Origin of the sequence: Bacteroides sp. OM08-11, assembly GCF_003438665.1 — a bacterium.
In the GTDB taxonomy this organism is placed as follows: domain Bacteria; phylum Bacteroidota; class Bacteroidia; order Bacteroidales; family Bacteroidaceae; genus Bacteroides; species Bacteroides cutis.
The window spans coordinates 590,209-611,765 of the sequence record NZ_QSTJ01000001.1 but is presented as its reverse complement, the minus strand read 5'-3'; the positions used below and the strand labels follow the sequence as shown (position 1 = coordinate 611,765).

Sequence of the window (21,557 nt, the reverse complement as noted above, 5' to 3'; positions counted from 1 at the left end):
AATTATCGGTTTAAGAATTGTTTCTACAAAAATAAGTAAATAATTAAAAAGGGAACCCGATATTCATACAAGAGAAGTATACTTTTATTCAAAAACACGCATTACTGTCATAGATGAATAATTTAACCACTTGTTTTGTACAATCCACATACATATTCATCGTAATATCCCGTAATTTTGTGACACACTAATTAATCACCTCAATTACCCCGATGGTTATGACACAAAAGAATTATCTGTTATTATTCATCTTTTTTTATCTGAACTTACCTGTTTTTGCGCAATTTACGGACTTTGAAGAAGAAGTTCCCCTAAACTTCAAGAGCTCCAGTAAACAAGAATTGTCCTTATCGTCATTATATTATAAAGAAGGTAACAAGAGCCTGGAGTGGAAGTTCTCTCCAAACAGTGTTTTGGATATCCCATCCGAATCGGCTTTCATCCTGAATGATGACAATGGAATTACCCTGTGGATTTACAATGAACAACCTCGGCAAGATTCTCTGCGTTTTGAGTTCTATTCTCCCAACGGACATGTTTCCCATCACTTCGGCTTCCGCCTGTATGCCGCCGGATGGCGTGCTTGCTGGATTAGCTTCAAACACATGCAGGGAGATAAGCAGGAAAAAGAAATCGCCGGTTATCGCATCGTCGCTCCTAACCGTACAGGGCGTGTCTTCATAGACCGCCTGACCTTCCCCGTAAAGAAAATCAATGACCGTACCACTCCCGACCTGCAGATGCCGACCAACAACTCACTCACTTATCGCGACCTGTGGCATTGGTGTCGTGTCTGGCAATGGGAACAATATCAATACGACCTGCCCCTCAGCCAATCATTGACCGTGACCGAGAAGCAAGAACTGGCTACCGTAGAAGCACGGCTGACAACAGCACTCAACATCCGGAAAGCCCCGAAAAACAGTATATCAAAAGCCTACAGTACCTTCAAAGCAGCCAATATCCGTCCTTCCGGCAACGGTTTTACGGGTGCTCCCATTGTAGCTCCCGATGAACTGGATCGTCAAAAAGGCGAACTGTCCTGGAATGATTTGGAAGATATGCTCTCGGGCTTTGCCTACGATGCCTACTGCAACCATTCCGCCCAATCGGAAAAGAATTATTTTCTCGTCTGGGATTACGCCATCAATCAAGGTTTCGCTTTTGGTAGCGGCATGGGTACTAACCATCATTATGGTTATCAGGTACGAAAAATATATACCACGGCATGGTTGATGCGCGATGCGATCTGGAGAGTTCCCAACAGAAACAATATTCTTTCAACACTTATCTTCTGGTCGGCATTGCAAGAAACAAGGATACCTTTCCAATATGGACGAGATGAATTACTGGACAGTTGGCATACCCTGCTGATGGCGAAAACCGTATCTGCACTTTTATTTGTAGACGAAAGAGAAAGGGCACGTGCCCTGACCGGACTGTCCAGATGGCTGAGTGGTTCTTTACAATACAGTCCGGGTACTATTGGCGGAATCAAAGTAGACGGAACTACCTTCCACCACGGAGGATTTTATCCAGCTTATACCACGGGGGTACTCGCCATGGCAGGACAATTTACCGCACTCACTGCTCACACTCGATACGTCCCTACCATAGAAGCACGCCAAATACTGAAGTCCGCATTCATCTCCATGCGTAATTATTGTAATCGCTACGAATGGGGCATCGGAATTAGTGGAAGGCATCCTTTCGGCTTCTCCATGAAAGAGGATGATGTAGCGGCCTTCGCCCATCTTGCCCTTGCCGGAGATTTGTCAGGAGAAGGTAATCCCTTCGACCACCACTTAGCAGCAGATTATCTACGGCTTTGTGATGAGAACACCCCGGAAGCAACCTATTTCAAGAAAGAAGGCATTACTCCTGCAAAAGCGCCACAAGGTTTCTTTGTATACAACTATGGTTCAGCCGGTATCTTCCGCCGCAACAACTGGATGGTGACTTTGAAAGGTTATACTACCGATGTATGGGGAGCTGAGATTTATAAGAAAGATAACCGTTACGGGCGTTATCAAAGTTACGGTTCCGTCCAAATCATGGGTTATCCATCGCGTAAAGCCAGTGGTTTCGACGAAAACGGATGGGACTGGAACCGCCTACCGGGAACTACCACGATACATTTGCCTTTTGATTTGCTGGACAGCCCCCTACCAGGAACCACCATGGCTCATTCCAAAGAGAACTTCTCCGGCAGCAGTTCACTGGAAGGGAAGAACGGTATGTTTGCCATGAAGTTGATGGAACGTAACCTGAAAAACTTCACTCCCGATTTCGTAGCCCGTAAGTCGGTATTCTGTTTCGATAACCGTATGATATGCCTGGGTACAGGCATCAGTAACAGCAACGCTTCTTACCCTACCGAGACAACCCTTTTTCAGAGTACTTTCCAACAAGGAAAGAGTGATATCTATATAGATGGCAAACTGAGAAACAAACCTTTCCATCAGGAATTGAACGATGGAAAACGCCATTGTGTTCAAGATGGATATCACAATTACTATCTGTTGGATGGCAACAACGTACAGATACAAATTGCCCGGCAAGACTCTCGTCATGAAAAGACCCGTACCGAAACGCAAGGAACTTTCGCGTCTGCCTACATCAATCATGGGGCATCACCGCAAAATGCCCAGTACGAATACATGGTACTGATACAGCCCACCCCGGAAGAAGTGAATGCCGCCTGCCGGGAAATCCCTTACCGGATACTCCACAAAGACAGTATCGCCCATGTAGTTGCCGACAGACAGACGGGTATCACCGCATACGCAGCTTTTGAGACTTACCTCCCCTCAAAAGATAAAATATTCCTCTCCATCCCTGCCGAAACAATGGTAATGCAGAAACAATCCGGTCATAATCTCTTGCTCAGTGTATGCGATCCCAACCTGAACATCTCCGAGAAGGCTTATACCACCAAAGAGCCAAGCCGTCCCATTGAAAAGAGACTGATCCTAAAAGGGAAGTGGAAAAGCGCAATGCCCCATAAGAAAGTAACCGTACATTCCAATCAGGTAGAAACGACTATCATTGTAATTTGCCAACACGGGCAACCGGTGGAATTTACGTTATCACAGGAACAATAACCCTTAAACGAGAAATCAAAGGTTAAAGTGAATAAAATTTCATCTTTTGTGTATAAATTTATTATGCTAGTCTGCCTCAACAACACTAACTTTGCTGCATCTTAATTTTATGTACATGAAGACAAAAATTATACTATTCATTTCCCTCTATCTTTTTCCGGCCATTATTACAGCAAGTAATGATTTAGCCAATACTCAACAAAAAGTATACAAACTATGGTATGATATGCCCGCCCCGAACAATGGGGCGGTTTTTCGTCCTAATGAAAGCGACCGGCCTATCGACTTGGATTGGGAAAACAGTTCCCTGCCGATAGGGAATGGATACATGGGAGCCTCTATATTCGGACGTACCGATACGGAGAGGATACAGATAACCGACAAGACACTTCACATCAAAGGTTTGTGGGGAGTAGAGACACAAACAGCTTTTGCAGATTTGTACCTTGACTTCCATCATACTACCCGTGGTCATTATGAACGTAGCCTGACACTTAACGATGGCATTTGCAGAGTAAGTTACGAGCACAACGGCGTAAACTACAACCGTGAATATTTTGCCAGCTATCCGGACAATGTAATGGTTATCAAACTGACAGCCGACAAGCCCGGGCAACTAACCTTTACCACTCGTGCTCAAATACCCTATTTAGTTCCTTTCGGGCCGCTGCAACGTCCTGATTCTATCACTACAGGATACTTAAGCGGCCAAACACAGACACGTTACAGTTACAACGGACGTACCGGACACGTTTCTGCGGACAAAGATATATTGACTTTGCGAGGTACCACGGAGTATCTGCACATGATTTACGAAGGCCAACTGAAAGTAATACCCTATGGCGGCCGGCTAACCTCACATAATGACAGTAACAATGATAACGGAACAATTCAGGTGGAACAAGCAGATTCCGCTCTGATACTATTCTCTTTAGGAACCAACTATCAGCTAAGCAGCGAACTCTTTCTCCGTTCTACTGCGGAAAAACTGAAAGACTGCCCCGACCCCCATCGGCAGATTACCGGGACAATCAAAGAAGCTGCCGATAAAGGATACAAAAAGCTGCTTGCCACTCATCAGGCAGACTACAAAAATTTATTCGACCGTGTACAGATTGATTTGGGAGAGGTGCTCCCCCGTATACCCACCGACCGTCTTCTGGCAGAGTACAAAAAAGGAAAACAAAGCAATTATCTCGAAGAACTACTGTTCCAATACGGACGATATCTGCTTATCAGCACTTCCCGTAAAGGAACACTCCCCCCCACACTGCAAGGAGTATGGAACCAGTACGAACTGGCTCCCTGGAACGGTAACTACACACACAATATCAACATACAAATGAACTACTGGCCGGCATTCAGCACCAATCTCGCCGAACTGTTTGAAAGTTATGTCGATTATTACAAAGCCTATCGCAAAGCGGCAGAGGAGATAGCGTCCGGTTATATCAAGAAATACCATCCCTCCATGTATTCTCCGCAAGCCGGAGAAAACGGATGGATTATAGGTGCGGCCGGAGGAGCGTTCCGTATAGGAGCCCCGGGAGGCCACTCCGGCCCCGGTACCGGCGGACTTACTTCCAAACTTTTCTGGGACTATTACGAGTTTACTTCGGATACGGATATACTCAAAGAAGTAACCTATCCCGCCCTGTCCGGATTGGCACGGTTCTTCAGCAAGACAGTGCGCGATACATTGGGCTATGTACTGGCCTACCCCTCCTCTTCTCCCGAACAGTTCAGTAAAATCACAGGTAAGCCCTATCCTACATTAGGCTGCGCTTTCGACCAGCAAATGATTTATGAAACCTATCGGGATGCTTTGGCATCCTCCCGGTTATCAGGAAAGAAAGAACCGTTCCTCAAACTGCTGAGAAAACAAATCAACTTACTGGATCCTGTACAAGTCGGAAACTCCGGCCAAATAAAAGAGTACAGAGAAGAAGTCAATTATGATGATATTGTATTGGAGAAAAACCACCGCCACATATCCAACTTGGTCGGACTCTATCCGGGTACCCTCATCAACAGCAATACCCCCCAATGGCTCGAGGCAGCTAAAGTAACGCTAAACTTGCGTGGCGACAAATCGACCGGTTGGTCTATGGCACATAAAATAAATTTATGGGCACGTACCAAAGACGGAAACCGGGCACATCAAGTATTACAGACATTAATGAAGACCGCCGTTCTGGACAATCTATGGACAAACTGCATTGCGGTTCTACGCTCACCTTACCAGATAGAGGCCAACTTCGGCACTACTGCCGGCATCGCCGAAATGTTGTTGCAAAGCCATGAAGGGTACATAGCCCCTCTTCCTGCTCTGCCCCAAACATGGCGCAACGGCCGTTACAACGGTCTGGTGGCACGAGGAAACTTTGAGTTATCCGTATCCTGGCAAGCCGGTCACTTGATATTGCTGAATGTTCTCTCCAGAAAAGGAAACACTTGCACTCTGTATTATCCGGGAATTGATAAAGCGACAATCACCGACTCAAAAGGGAAGAATATAAAATATCAGGTAGAGGCAACCTCCAAAATCCGTTTTAAGACTAAGGAAGGAGAGTCATACACCATTCAATTATAATCAGGAATTACTTACTTAATTTTATACGTATGAAAATAAAAAGTCTCTTCATCTTTCTTATCGGGACATGTTTCCTCAACTTATTCTCCATTCATGCAACCAACCATCCATTCCATGGTTTACGTTTCGAGAAACTTCCTACCGTATGGGACGAAGGCATCCCTTTGGGAAACGGTATCATGGGCAGTCTTATCTGGGAAAAAGACGGCAAACTGAGACTGGCACTGGACCGTGCCGATCTTTGGGATTTACGCCCCGTCAAAGAGTTTGAATCTCCTTCATATTCCTACCGGTTCATTTGTGACGAGGTACGACGGGGAGATCTTTCCAATGTATATGCACTCATCGATGACCGTACCCGCAAAGACTGTGCCCCAACTAAAATACCGGTCGGTGCCATCGAAATTCCGGTCTCACAACTTGGAGAGGTAGAAAGTGTGGAACTGGATGTACACACCGCCGTTTGTACCATTATATGGAAATGCGGGGCAGTCGGCAAATTCTTCACAAGTGCAACAGACAAGGTCGGTCATTTCCGCTTGGAGAACCTACCGGAAATTCCTTCCGTCAAGTTACAGGCACCCCGATTTGAAGAAGATGGAACAGATACGGAGAATACGGCCGCACCCGGAACAAATTCCCTTACCCGGCTGGGATACAAAAACGGAAAAATTACCTGCCGCGACAATCGTATTGTCTACCGGCAAAAGGCACACGGAAAGGTAGCTTATGAAGTATCGGTACAATGGGACACTCCCGCCTCAGGTACTCTGGAAGGTTGTTATTACATTACCACACAAGGTACTTGGTACAGCGATCCCGTACAAGCTTCCGATTTCATGAAAAGCTATACCAAAGACTTCAACACTTCATTGGCCGAACATACGGAATGGTGGAAAATGTATTGGGAAAAGAGCAAACTCCACCTCCCCGACTATACCTTGGAAAACCAATGGTATCTGGAAATGTACAAATTCGGAGCCGCTTCACGCAAAGACGCCCCTCCCATCTGCCTGCAAGCCGTATGGACCGCCGATAATGGACAGACACCACCTTGGCGGGGTGATTTTCACAACGACCTGAATACACAGCTCAGTTATTGGCCGGGCTACAGTTCCAACCATCTGGAAGAATCAAGCGTATTTACCGACTGGCTATGGAAAATAAAGGATAACGGAGAGAAGTTTACCCGACAATTCTTCGGAGTAGAAGGTCTCAACATCCCCTGTATAGCCACCTTGGAAGGTAAGGCCATCGGTGGATGGAACCAATATTCGCATCAACCCACTACTAACGGATGGCTTGTACACCACTTCTACCTGCAATGGAAATACAGTGCGGACAAACACTTCCTCAAAGAGCAGGCATATCCCTGGGTGAAAGAAGCAGCACGATATATGGACAACATATCGGTAAAAGACGCCAAAGGCGTACGTAATCTCCCCCTTTCCAGTTCACCGGAAATAAACGACAACAGACTGAATGCCTGGTTCGAACGGACCACCAACTACGACCTCGCCAACATACGGCTTACGTATATGGCAGCCACAGAAATGGCAGATTCTTTAGGACTGAAAGAGGATGCCGCCCATTGGCGCCGGCAACTTGAAGAATGGCCCGACTTTGCCAAAGACAGTACCGGATTGACCATTGCCCCCGATTACCCGTTGACCGTTTCGCACCGCCACCTCTCGCACATGTTGGCTTTTCATCCTTTCGGCCTGTTGGATGTATCACAAGGAAAAGAAACCGAACGCCTCATCAAACGTTCCATTCATCACATGGAAGAACTTGGAAGCGCGCATTGGTGCGGATACACCTACTCCTGGCTCGCCAATATGCAAGCGCGCGTCTTCGACGGTGATGCCGCCGCACGCAGTCTCCATATCTTCATCAAAGCTTTCTGTTCTCCCAACAGTTTTCACCTTAACGGCGACCAGTTGAAGAAAGGATACTCCTCCCTCACCTATCGCCCCTTTACTTTGGAAGGAAACTTCGCTTGCGCTTCTGCCATACAAGAAATGCTATTGCAAAGCCATACCGGCACCATACGTGTTTTCCCGGCAATTCCCGAAAGCTGGAACGAAGCTTCATTCCAAGACCTGCGGGCCATGGGGGCTTTCCTTGTCAGTGCAGATTATAAAAACGGGAAAATCCACAAGGTGACCGTCCGTTCCGAACGAGGCGGTAAACTGAAAATACAGAACCCGTTCACCAACAAGATAGAAGAAAGAAATACCATGGCCGGAGAAATCATTGAATGGGATAGCAAATAACCACCCCGTAGCTTTGTCTGTTCAAACCTTGAGGTTTATTATGTTAAAGCCCTATGTTTATTACCGGTTCACAGTAGTGGACAGATCAATTCACTACTGTGAAGAGATATGTCCACTGCAGTGAACACATCTATCCACTACTGTGAACCGACAATGAATATAGAAGCTGAGCAGAAGAAAGATGAGGGTTGAACAAAAGCAACATAAAGAACAAACAGGAATAACCAGAGGGACATACAGAAGCAACATAAAAGAGATGAAGTAAATACTGTTTTACTCTAAAAACTCGTATCTTTGTCCGCATGAACAAAAATCTATTACCCATCCACTTCGCCCCGCTCCAAGGCTACACAGATGCAGTCTACCGCCAGGCACATGCCCGTATTTTCGGAGGTATCGAAACTTATTACTCTCCGTTCGCACGTGTAGAGCATGGAGAAATCCGTCGCAAGGACACACGCGATATCCATCCTGACAACAACCGGGGATTGCATCTGATTCCTCAACTGATAGCTCCACAACCGGAAAAGCTTGAACAGGTAATGAGCCTTTTCATCGGAAACGGCTATCGGGAAGTGGATATAAACCTGGGATGCCCATTCCCAATGTTGGCCAAACGGCACAATGGTTCCGGCATGTTGCCCTACCCCGAAGAAGTAGCGACATTACTGAACACGGCTATAGAGGGACATCCGGACATTCGTTTCTCCGTCAAACTGCGGTTGGGCTGGGATAATGCACAGGAGTGTGTCGCCCTCCTTCCGCTTCTGAACGGATTACCGCTTTCACATATTATTCTACATCCACGTTTAGGCAAGCAACAATACAAGGGAGAAGTCGACCTTGATGGGTTTGAAGCCTTCTACAACAGTTGCAACAAGCCTTTGTTCTATAACGGAGATATACATACGGTAGAAGATATAGAAACCGTCACTGCCCGTTTTCCCAAGCTGGCAGGTATCGTGATTGGTCGCGGTTTACTCGCCAACCCCGCTTTGGCAGAGGAATATAGGCAGGGGTATTCCCTCTCTGCCGATGAAAGGGCAAAAAAGATAAAGCAACTGCATGCAGAAGTGTTCGGCACCTATCAAGAACAGTTGCAAGGCGGAGACCTGCAACTGTTGATGAAAATGAAAAGCTTTTGGGAATATCTGCTGCCGGAAGGAGACCGGAAAGCGAAAAAAGCCATTCATAAAGCGACAAAATTGAGTAACTACGAGGTTGCGGTAAATAGCTTGTTCGGTAACTTATAATGCGTGACAGATGAATTTCACCGGAAATAATCTGAAAAGTTCTGCTTTTATCTTCTTAAGTTATTTGCAGATTACATTAAACTTATAAATAGAGGGTGGAGCAGTTGTTGTCAGTACACCAGTAAAAAAGTTCTTCCAGCTCATCTAAGTCGCGGACCGGTGTCATAGGATCTTTTTGAAACCAGTTCCATGCTTTGCTCAGGCAGAGCGTATGTTCAAAAGGCATATAATAAGACTTGCCTTGATGCAAATACTGCTTCTTGTCAGCTTTATGGGCTATTTAGAAATGTATAAACATTCCGTATCCACGTTTCAGCATGGCCTTTTGGGTCTCGTTCGGAGTATCCGAAGGAGTGATTTCCTGAGCAAACATATATACTGTCATAGGCAACAGTACAAAAAACAAGATTAATTTATGTATGTATTCCCACATAAATATTACTACTTTACTTTATTATACATCTTTCAATCAAACATCAGGAGTATCACTTACCGCAAACCACCACAGAGGGCTTCCCCCCTAATTCGCCCTGTGGCATGGGCACATTGATTACCCGTCCATTAAACCGTACTGTCACAGCTTTCAATGATGTGTCCATACAAGCATCAGTCACAGTAACAAGGTAACTGTCCTCTTCTTCTTTTATCAGTACGGCACAAGGGGCGGAAACCTCCAAGGAAACATCCTCTTCCTTCAACCCTTTACTGCCAGGATAGAAGACACCTTCCAGAATTCTGCCGTCTGCAGAACGCACGGCTTGCACCAGCGTATCGTTGCGTAATACTTGAAATGGCAGGCTATCTGCCGGTTGCCCTTTGCCGCTGTATACCACGTAACCGTACGTGTCGTTTACCGGTGCACGACCATGATCGGCCCATATACGCAGAATATCTATCTGCTTAGGAAGTTTCTTGTTTTTCTCATTGTTATTATTCATCTTAGCCCATACGGCTTGTTTGCTTTCGCACACGGCAAAAGCATTCTGTGTGAATTCCGGTAGTATACGATAGGCAAACTGTCCTTCCTGTACCACCCAGGTATCGCCATTCAGAGTCACCAACTCTTTTTCCAACTTTTTCTTTACGCCTTTTTCCAATGTATAAACTTCCGCAAGGTGATTTGTCTGGTCGATGGTGGTACGTATATTCCCTTCCAATTCCGTTTTTTTGTTCGTCACACCCGCTCCCAACGCTATGAAATAGTCACCCAACATGAAATATCCCTTATAAGCTTTGAAGTCATACAATATGTCATTCTTCGCATTTCTGTTTCCACGGTCATTCACATTACCTTTGTCCGATGCATTCATTTTTTCAAAAATATATCCACCCACTGCCGACTCTCCTCCGTCAGTAGCACCGACAGCATAGTTGTGTTTACTGCAATAACCGACCCAATTTTCAGCAGGAGTCAGTTTCTCCATTCCTTCGCGCGCTGTCACTCCGGGGTAAGCCGTAACATCCCAACCACCCATGATACTGAAATATTCATTACCCGAACGTTGGAACAACGTCAAACCGTCCGTCGTATAGAAGTTATAACCATCGGCAAAGGCCGGAGCGCTCTCCAATCCGTCGCAACGAACGGAAGCCATGTTTACCGTGATATGATAATCGGACGTTTTCTTAATCAGGTCATCATTGTTGAAAAACCATCTTGTACCTTGATACATGCCGGAACAATAATTATCCATCCGTATATCATTCTTTGCCACTTCCTGCTGCAACTGTAACAGTTCCTTTTGTTCCTCCGGAGTAAATGAATCCTTCCAGTTAGCAATGACATTGTTCAGCAAACCAGAATAAGGAATGTTCACCTTGTCCGGATTATAGACGGCTGAATAGCGGTCCAGGCAAGGTAAACGATACCCTTTATAATAATACCAATTTCCTCCTCGGAAGAAATTCATAAGTGCAGCAACATTTCCTGATCCCAGTTTTTTCTCCCATGGAGTACCTTTCAATGTATTCAGGATACCCAATGCGCTAGATGTTCCGTGGATAGGATATCCCCAGATGAGACATTGCAGTCCATGCCCCCATCCGGCTCCATCGGCAGTAAATCCTTCTCTCCAAAAAGCGGTGTGATACGTGTTTTGCGAAGTGTAGCTGATACAGCGCAAACAGATTTCAGACAGGACATCAAGCATCGGGATAGAACGATACATGGCTGCTACCGGTAGTAGGGCACGATAACCCAGCCCGTTACCACCTACCCACCAAACATGGTTCTGGAAACGTTCCACCGAAACAACATTCTTGTCCGTATCATCGTTTCTATAAGGTTGCGTCCAGGCTTGTAGGCCTACAACTTTCAGCATTGTGCAAGCTTCAGTCAGTAATTGGCCGGCTTCGCCCCTCTCAGCCTTTTCCATTTCTTCAAGATAGCTGAAATAAATATTAACTGCATTGGTAGGTGCACCGAAGCAAGAATCCAGAAAACGTGTCACCTCATTGGGACGCCCCGCTTCCAAACTTGTATAATGGATGATCGACTTCCATACTTTGTCCGCAGTTGCTTTTTCTGTAGGTAGTTTTCCTGTGCGATAAGCGTCACCTATAATCCAAAGGCGCGACAAGGCCGTACCTACTATACCTGCTGCAATATCCTGAGTTTTCCTCAAGTATCTTTGTGTCTTGCTTTTATTCCAATATTCTTGTTCCTTTTTTTTCAGATCTGCAAACATTCCCTCAACATCAATCATATCCAAGCATTGTTCCGCCGTAATAAGCTTCCCTATCTGATAATAACGATAAGGATGAGTAGCAAAATCTGTACGTAGTTTCTTTATAGCTTCTCGTTTGGAGTTGTCTTTCACCGCCAATCCTTCATTGTAATAACGGTGATAACTGTCAATAGCAATTTGTTTCTCAGCTGTTTGTCCATACATCACAGAATAAAACGCTAGAAATAATAAAATCAATAAATCTTTTCTTTTCATAATACCAGATATCATTATTATTTATCGTGTTCTTTGGAATTCCAGATAGAGCGGCAATCCCTCTTTCAATTCTAAAACAACCTTAGTACATGTACCTTCATATGAGCAAGACAAAACACCTTTTGTTCCACTATCAGCCAACTGCCAGTTTCCGTCAAGTATCAGGGTAGATATAGTAGGAGTGGAAATCCAATCTTTTGCATCTTTGATTGATTTCGGACGCAGATCGGGACTGCAAACAGCAAGTTTCAATATACCGTCTTTCCCGTAAAAACGTTCCATCAACAACAATGGCGTATCAGAAGACTGCAAAATACCTTCCTGAAGGAAGGTTGCCGGTGCAAACAAGGCATAAGCTAAAGTAGCGGAAGGAACATGCCTCAATATATGTAACGAATCCTGATGCTGCTTTATTTCAAAAAGCCCACTTTTATGGAAAAGACGCCCAGCTAAAACCGACATCGCTTTGGGAGTAGTATTTGGAACTACCGCAAAACAATATTTCTTTTTCGCAGGCTTTATACCATGATTGATATAAGCTTTCGACGCACAACGTGTTCCAAATGATTCTGGAGTAGCACCTTCCGGTCCCGGAGTAGTCTGATTGCCATAAGAGACAATAAGAGGATCGTTTCCGGCAGGAAGCAAATAACCGGTAGCACAAGGGGTGACCAGCCAATTGTCTTTGTCTTGCTCTGGCAACAGCACATCTCCCTTCTTCAATTTCTTCCCATTAAACACAGGAGCTTCCTTGCCCTTATACTCCAGTGCCTGAAACAGATTGGTAGCTGTAATGCGGTCGTCGGCATAGTCACCTCGTGACCCGATGCCACTTCCCAGGCTAACCAATATACCGTCAAAGGCAAAAACAGACTTACAGAAAGTGAGATTAGTCGGTACAAAACGTCGGCTTCCCCAATGGTCTCCCTGATCAAAAGCACAGGCAAACATGCCACAATTTCCCCAAGAAAGAGCACCTGAAAAATTTGTAGTGGCAGACCATTGGTCAAAACGATCCGCATCATTCCCGTTGGGCATCATTTCTTTCCAATCGATATAATGTACGGTTGTGGAACCCGGTACTACATTCCAGTCCCATCCCCCACGTTTCCCGCTAAAACGTTCCCACGCAGAAGGATATCCCGATTGCTCCAAAGAGCCATTGTAAAGTATTTCCAATGTTCCATGACTCTGATACCGACCGAAACGGTTTGTCTTATTATAAATCTCTCCTCCCCAGAAACGAGTAGTAGGGCAACGCATGGTTGCTACCCAATTTCCTTGACGATAGACTCCGGCAGGACTGTAGTTAAACTGATAAAAGCCATCCAATTCTTTAGGTTTGATTTGTTTATAATAATCAGTTTGAAAGAAAGCATTATAATAACCAGCCAACTCTTCGTCTATCTCTTTTCCTTCTATATCTCCCCCTACTTCTACTAGTTCTCTAAACAATTCCCGTGAAAAATCTATTATCAATCCCGCAAAAGGATGGCGCCCTGCCAGACTGTTCGCAAAAAAATGCTCTTCTCCCGAAACAGGAAGTGTAGCCATTAAATATTCGCTGACTATTGCTTTCTTCATTCTCTGATATGCATCCATATCCACACGGAACACGGTTCCTTTCAAGTATGCCATATATTGCACCCATGTTTTGTAGGCATACATATAGCCATTATAATGTGTCCAATGGTGGAAACCTGTCCCATCCACCTTCAGCCCGTCTTTAGAGCCGGGCGAATACTGTGTACAGGCCGATAGATAATGCGAAAAAGCGAACATATCCTTCACTGCTTGTTTCTCATCGGGCTGATGTAGGGCACAAATAAACAGATGGGGCAATACATTATACATATAATCAGTATTCACATTTACTTTTACTGTAGCAGCATCCTGATATAGTTTATCAAACTCCACAAGATGCTTCACTGCTGCGATAAGTTTTCCCTGCTGTTTCGTATTACATGCAGGCAAAGCAGATAAAAAATTAGCAGGGATTTTCCGTACATCATCATAACGGCTATAAATAAGACCTGGTATCTGTTCTATCACTCTATCCGCCAAAAGAGTTTCCATAAAACCATTGAAGTTTTTCCCCTCCGGTAGTCCTTCAGAAGCAGCATAAGCCAGACTGCGTACTGTCTCGGAAAGCCGATGGATATATTCCCAACTTTCATTTCCAATTTCCAACGATTTATAGTTTTCGGCAAAATCCACCGCATCACTTATTTCCTTGTCATTCGCTTTCATACATTGCCAAGGATAGACTTTACGAAGTTTATGCAGATCTTCGTAATAAGTTTTGTCTTCATTTTTTAATAAAAACTCATCAACAGATGTTTCATCTGCCAAAGCCAACATAAAAGTTTGCATCCAACAGATACAAAGTAAACAAATACAATTCTTCATGATATATAAAATAAGTTATTCATAACAGATTATCTACCGAGCTTCAAATCAAGAACTCCCCCTTTAGCAAAATCGGCATGTCGTAAGATACACTTATCTAAAGGTTTCCCATTTAATAAACAATCTTGTATCTTGTAATTCCCGGCGGAATTATTTTCTGTACGGATAATGAACTCCTTTCCTTCATAATACTTATCAGACAACTTGATGACTACTTCATCAAAGACCGGTGAGGTTATATCGTAGACAGGATCTATGGAACAAGTTCCAGTTACACTGAAAAGTCCGATAGACATCAAAGCACTGACACCTCCCATTTGTCCCTGATCTTCATCATGTCCTCCATATCCTCGATCGGGTGTAGTCCCCCCGTAGGCTTGTTCGTTTACACGACGTACCCAATATTGGGTCAAATCACTCCTACCTATCCGATTAAAAACATGCGCATTAGAACATCCCGGCTGATTAGCATAGCTTATATACCCTTCGGTATATCCATGTACAAAATCATCTTTTGCCGATTGTTCAAAAGCGTAATTCAAATGTTCAGCCATCACATCCTCACCTCCCATCAATTCGGCCAATCTATTCAATCCGTGCGAAACAGACCATGTCCCTTGCCATGCATTAGCTTCAATCCACCCAGCTCCACTTAAAGGGTTCTCATGCATCCATTCTCCATTCTCTTTCTTAGGTAGGAGTAATTTCAACCGGGGATGATATAATTGCTCCCATCCTGATGCCCGTTTCAAATAATAGGCCGCATCTTTCTTCTTTCCCATCTTCTCTGCCATCTGCGACAACGTCCAATCTTGGAAAGCCACCTCAACTGTCCAACCGGCATTGTTCGGAACATATCCATATTTCTCATAACCATCAATCATTTCTTTTGTACCTATCATTCCACCACCACGATGGTTTTCAACCATTTTCCGATAGGCCAATACCGGACTGACCTTTGTCAACATTCCTTTCTGATAAGCCGATGTTATAAGGTTAGTAGCAGGACAAGAACTCATAATAAATGAGTATCCTCCCAAATTGGGTCCTCGTGGCAATAGCCCTCCATTTTCGGCATATTGTACCAAACAGGCAGCAAAATCATCCAAAACTTCCGGCCAAGCCAATCCCCAAAGGATGTTCAAATTCCATTGACTGAGCCAAAAAGCATCGGAATTATACATGTGAAACTTTATGTTCCCTTCTTTATCCCTTGGCAGAACACGTTTCTTAAATACTGGGGTCAAAGTAACTTTTCCGTCAAGTTTTCCTTCGGTATAGTCGGGATATTCTCCATTTATATCATCAATCTTATGCCTGCCTAACAAAACATGCCACAAATCAGTATAAAACTTCTCCTGTTGAGCCGGTGTACCCCCTTTTACCTGAATACGGCCTAACCATTCATTCCATATAGAATGTGAATTCTGATGAACTTTATCAAAATCCCAATGATCACATTCCGACTTCAAATTCTGCCGGGCATTCTCAAGACTCACATAAGACACGGCAATCTTAATTTTCAATGAATCTCCCCGATTTGCCTTGAAACGGGCACGAACTCCGGAGCTAGCGATATCAAGATAAGAACGCCTACCTTTATCACGAGGTATTGCCGCCCGATCTCGGGAAGTAAATTGTAGTACATCTTTCATTGTAAGCTGATCATCCCAAGCATCCATCGCCAACATTGGTCTATCAAACTGTGCTACAAAGTATATCTTTACACTATCGGGACCTCCCCATAAACGTCCGATAGTATAAAAAGAGCCACCTATTTCCGTATCATCATATTTTCGAACCTCAGACTTTACCATAGTAACCGTACTAAGATATCCTCCAAGGTTAAACAGTACATCAGCCTGTTCCGCACTATCAGTGTAAGTACATCTATAAAAACTCACTCTATCTGTAGCTGTCTGCTCCACCCACATTTTATAATCCTCAAGATACAATTTGTGGTAACCGGGTCGGACAATCTCTCCATCATGTGAAAAGGCCGACTTCCATCCCGTTTCTCCTTTTTCCGTAGAAACCGTTCCGGTAGTAGGCATCATCTCAATGCCACCATTCATCCAATCGTGTAATTGCGGAAAGCCCAAAACTTCCAAAGAATTATAATTGTATCCTCCCCCAAACTGGTTCTTATTCCGGGTCATAGGGGCAGAACTTATCATACCGAAAGGTAATGAACCGGTCACAAAAAAGAAATAACGCCCTAAAGCAGTCTCAATATAAGGATTCACCTTTCCTACAAAATCATCCACTTCTTCAATAGCACTATAAACCTCAACCTCTGAAAATCCTACATGTATTCCATCAGCATCTGTTACTTCTATTTTTATCCATTCAATCTGTTTCGTATCAAAGTCCACAACTTTTGGCCTTCCGCTATTGTCGATGGAATGGACAAAAATTCTGGTAGAATCACTAAAATGAAGTGTCACCCCTGCTATATGAATTTCAAGGGAGGGACGGTCATAAAGTATCACTTTGTTTACCAAATGAGGCATATCCCACTTCAATTCTACTGAAGGATAATCTATTTGCCCCCAAAATGTCTGGGTGGAAGCAGATCTCCACTCTTTTGTATCAACAATACGAGAGAAACCATCTACTATCCCTGTAACAGGAAATCCATCCAATGAGGAAGAAGCACTCAAATATGCTTTTGGAGCTATATTATAGGTTGTTGCTCCTGACCTATAAAACGAAAAAATAAATAAGATAAAGAATATTATTCTACCCGCAATTCTTCCATTAAATCCTATCCGTTTCATACCATAGAACTTTTTAATAAATTATATTGTGCAAAAAACGACAAATCTCCTTTTACAAACATGTCTCAAAATACGATTTATATGAATATTCGTTCAAAAGACAAGATATTTAGTATCTTTGCACTAACAAAACCTTCAACCTGATGAAAACAAAAAACATTATTCTCTTTTTCTGTCTATTGCTTTCAATACAAATACAAGCTGCACATTTCAGGAAATTAGGTCCCAAAGACGGTTTAGCACATCCGGCCGTATTCGCTATTTCACAAGATTCTATCGGCAGAATTTGGTTCGGTACAGCAGAGGGTATCAGTATATATGACGGTAAAAGGGTTATATCCCATAGACCCAATCCAAATGTATCTACTTCATTCAAAGGGAATTCAGTTTCAAAAATCGTCAGCAACTCCAAAGGAGATATATTCCTCAAGATAGATGATACTTTTGTGAAATATGATATCCGTAAAGAAACATTTCAAACAATCCTGGATAAAGGTGTCCTTGTTGTTTACAGTCACCAAGATACTATTTGGGTTATCACTGCCTATACATTGAATCGCTGGGATGAGAAAGAAGGGAAATTGATAAAATCCTGTAAGCTTTCCGCCGGAACCATTTACGATTTCCTTATTGACGACAAAGGACATAAATGGTTTACATATTCTAACGGACTTGTTTACAGCGATGACGACATACATTTTAAGAGTATTATCGAATGTAAAGATATGCGAACTATCTTCCAAGCTAATTCAGGAGACATCTGGATAGGTAGTATAAATGACGGATTATTCCGCATACATCCTGACGGAACTCTATCGACCTATAATACGAGTAATGCTTTCTCCAAAGGATTTTACAATAATTTTATCCGTAGCATAACAGAAGATAAAGAAGGAAACATATGGTTTGGAACTTTCAACGGACTTTATAAATACGATCTACAAAAGGATCTATTTATTTCTCATAAACGGGATGGCAAAGCGGGAAGCCTCTCCCATTCGTCAGTCCATTCGGTTTTTATTGACAAAAAAGGAATTTTATGGGCAGGTACTTATTTCGGTGGAGTCAATTATGTTCCTGTCCATGAAGACACGTTTACTTATTATGATGCTTCTGCTTGTACCAACAGCCTTTCAAATCCGGTTGTGGGTGATATGACAGAAGATACCCATGGTAATATATGGATATGTACGGAAGGTGGAGGACTCAATATGCTTAATCCGCAACGGGAAGAAATAAAACACTTTGAAACCACTATTCCTCCTACTTATTTACCACATATCAATTTAAAATCTATATTGTATGATTCTGAAACAGAGAAATTATTTATAGGTACCAATGGTAAAGGGTTATATACCTATAATATCAAACAAAATATATTCCAACAGGAGATTAATCAGAAAGATGCTCCTCATTTACGAAGCATTAATGCCATGGAACGGGATGGAGAACGACTCTTTTTATCCACCAATAAAAACATTTATATCTATTCTTTAAAAAGCCGAAAGGATACATTAATTTACCGAACTAACATGTATGCTCATATCAGCCTGGATACAAATAAAAATCTTTGGATTGTTGAAGGTAAACAGGTTCATAAATTCGATACTCAAACCCTAAAAGAATTACATACGTATGATTTAGAGAAACAAGGAATATATGGTTCGGTAGTACGTTCTTTTCACTCCTCCGAAAAAGATATCTATATCACGACATTGGGAAATGGAGTTTTGAAACTAAATCAACAAAATAATCAATTTGAACCGTTTCCGGTAGCCAGTTCTCCCTTACTGAGCCAGTATTGTTATCAAATCAAGGAAACAAATGCTCACAACTTAGTTATTACCGGAGATAAAGGAATTATCTTTCTCAATAAAAAAGGAGATATTCTACAATCTTTCTCTGTTGGAAAATATCTCCCTTTGGATGCTTTTGCCAAAGATTGTGGTCTATTGATTAGTAAAAATGGTACAATTTACGTTGGAGGTACCAATGGACTGATTGCCGCAACGGAAAAGAATGAAAATGTTCATCCTACTAATAACCGAATATACTTTACTGAACTATACGTTCATAACAATCTTATCCACCCCAACGACCAGTCAGGCATCTTATCGGTCGGTTTGCCATTTACCAAAGAAATCAGATTACCTCATAATCAGAATAGGATTGAGATACTGTTTTCCTCACAAATTCCACTCGAAAACAACCAACGTATCTATGAATACAGATTAAAAGGCATTGATAAGATATGGTATCAAACGGCTCTTAAATCAGTTTCGTACACTAATCTGCCTACCGGCAATTATATTCTTGAAATACGTGAAAAAAATAATTCAACACAATCGGCAAAAGAAACGACACAGTTGAAAATAACTATACTTCCCCCTTGGTATGCAACGTGGTGGGCATGGTTGATATGGATTACCTTGTTTCTACTGATCACAGGATTTATCATCAACATTTTATATGCACGTAAAAAAATGAGAGATGCCATCCGGAAAGAACAGATGGAAAAACAGCAGATGAAAGAAATCAATGAAGCTAAATTCAAATTCTTTACAAGCGTCAGTCATGAGTTCAGAACTCCATTGGCACTGATTATCGGACAATTGGAAGTACTGTTGCTAGGTAACAATCTTGCCCCGTTCATTTATGGAAAGCTTCTGAAAGTGATACACCAATGCCAACAACTAAATAATCTGGTGACGGAACTGATAGAATTCAGGAAATACGAACAAGGCAGGAACATTCTGTACGTATCGGCATATCCTATCAACCAATATATTGGTGACATTTGTGACGGATTTAAAGAACTGGCATTGCAACAGAATATAGACTTTAAGTTGGAACCTTGTGAAACAGAAACAGAAGTGTGGTTTGACGGGAAACAGATGATAAAGGTAATTTATAATTTATTGTCGAATGCCTTTAAATATACTCCTAAGGGTGGGACAATCAAAATCGGACTATCTGTCAATGAACCGGAAAATAGATTGTATATCCGTATTACGGACAGTGGGGTGGGAATAGATGCCAAAGATATCCCATACATCTTTGAACGTTTCTATCAGGCAAACAACAAAATGCCGGAACAAAAACAGCTGTTTAGGGCAGGTATAGGACTGGCCCTGGTAAAAAGTATTGTAGAGGAGCATTTAGGAACTATCAATGTACAGAGCCGTATCGGAGAAGGTTCCATATTCACCATCAGCCTGCAATTGGGGAAAGAGCATCTGCTCAATAACCAGCATATTATCTTCAAAAATGAAGAAAAAGATATCAATACCCCGCTTCCAATATTGACTGACAATATCCTGGCTCCTGAAAAAACAGAGGTAGAAGAAAGCAGCAACCCAATCGATGGGGAGAAACCTACTATTGTATTAATAGAGGACAACAAGGAACTGCTGGATATATTAGTAACCATATTCTCTCCTCTCTACATCACCAAAACTGCCACAAACGGACAAGAAGGATTAGAAATTATCCGGAAAATAAATCCAGATTTGATAGTGAGTGATGTAATGATGCCCATCATGAGCGGTACGGAATTATGTATCAAAATCAAAAATAATATCGAACTTTGTCATATTCCTATCATTTTGTTAACAGCATTGAATATGCCCGAGCAACATCTTGAAGGATTAGTACGCGGAGCAGATGACTATATTTATAAACCTTTCAGCCCACAAATATTATTAGCCAGATGTAACAACATCATACGCTCACGGAGAATGTTGTATAAACAATTCTCCCAAAAAGCGGAAGCTGATATTTCTCTATTAGCAACAAACAATCTAGATAAAGAGTTTTTGGACAAAATAACGTTTCTTATTGATGAAAATATATCGGATCAGGAATTCAGTATCGATAAATTAGCCAGTGAAATGTATATGGGACGTACTACATTCTATAATAAATTTAAATCATTGACGGGTATGTCACCTAACGATTTCATCAATTCTCATAAATTGAAACGAGCTGCGGTACTACTTCGTCAAGACAACTCAATGTCTATATCAGAGATTGCAGATAACCTAGGATTTAATTCTCCTAATTATTTTTGCCGTAAGTTCAAAGAACAGTTCAATGTAGCTCCCAGCCAGTACAAGCAAAAATATCAAGAGGAAAGAAAGGAAAAGTAAAAGAAAGAATTATTTCTCTATAAATATAATTCAGACACGAATTACACGGATG

Annotated in this window: 8 protein-coding genes; 5 read left to right on the top strand and 3 right to left on the bottom strand. The window is 42.6% G+C overall.

Annotated features, from left to right (window positions below; genetic code table 11):
* The first annotated feature begins 218 nt into the window (after nt 1-218).
* The 4 genes from DXC10_RS02290 to DXC10_RS02275 all read left to right on the top strand — a co-directional run bounded on the left by DXC10_RS02290 (nt 219) and on the right by DXC10_RS02275 (nt 9,226).
* On the top strand, nt 219-3,104 hold the full coding sequence (locus tag DXC10_RS02290; RefSeq protein WP_117737358.1) for a chondroitinase family polysaccharide lyase: 2,886 nt from the start codon (nt 219-221) through the stop codon (nt 3,102-3,104).
* A 115-nt stretch (nt 3,105-3,219) separates the two neighbouring features.
* Complete coding sequence (locus DXC10_RS02285) at nt 3,220-5,697, top strand: glycoside hydrolase N-terminal domain-containing protein (protein ID WP_117737273.1); 2,478 nt, start codon at nt 3,220-3,222, stop codon at nt 5,695-5,697.
* A gap of 29 nt (nt 5,698-5,726) precedes the next feature.
* On the top strand, nt 5,727-7,973 hold the full coding sequence (locus DXC10_RS02280; RefSeq protein WP_117737272.1) for a glycoside hydrolase family 95-like protein: 2,247 nt from the start codon (nt 5,727-5,729) through the stop codon (nt 7,971-7,973).
* Between the two features lie 302 nt (nt 7,974-8,275).
* Nucleotides 8,276-9,226 (top strand): tRNA-dihydrouridine synthase family protein, encoded by a 951-nt coding sequence (locus DXC10_RS02275; protein ID WP_101542123.1) that lies wholly within the window; start codon nt 8,276-8,278, stop codon nt 9,224-9,226.
* A 485-nt stretch (nt 9,227-9,711) separates the two neighbouring features.
* On the opposite strand, the gene DXC10_RS02265 is transcribed toward DXC10_RS02275, so the two are convergent.
* Genes DXC10_RS02265 through DXC10_RS02255 form a run of 3 tightly spaced genes read right to left on the bottom strand, consistent with a single transcriptional unit; the run spans nt 9,712 to nt 17,357 of the window.
* Complete coding sequence (locus tag DXC10_RS02265; RefSeq protein ID WP_117737357.1) at nt 9,712-12,168, bottom strand: polysaccharide lyase family 8 super-sandwich domain-containing protein; 2,457 nt, start codon at nt 12,166-12,168, stop codon at nt 9,712-9,714.
* Nucleotides 12,169-12,189: 21 nt separating this feature from the next.
* Entirely contained in the window at nt 12,190-14,577 is a 2,388-nt protein-coding gene (locus DXC10_RS02260) for a chondroitinase family polysaccharide lyase (RefSeq protein ID WP_117737271.1), read from the bottom strand.
* A gap of 29 nt (nt 14,578-14,606) precedes the next feature.
* Nucleotides 14,607-17,357, bottom strand: a complete 2,751-nt coding sequence (locus DXC10_RS02255) for a GH92 family glycosyl hydrolase (RefSeq protein ID WP_117737270.1) — start codon at nt 17,355-17,357, stop codon at nt 14,607-14,609.
* Between the two features lie 143 nt (nt 17,358-17,500).
* Here DXC10_RS02255 and DXC10_RS02250 point away from each other — a divergent pair, with 143 nt between their 5' ends.
* Nucleotides 17,501-21,505, top strand: coding sequence for an ATP-binding protein (locus DXC10_RS02250; RefSeq protein WP_117737269.1), 4,005 nt, complete (start codon nt 17,501-17,503; stop codon nt 21,503-21,505).
* Nucleotides 21,506-21,557: the final 52 nt, after the last annotated feature.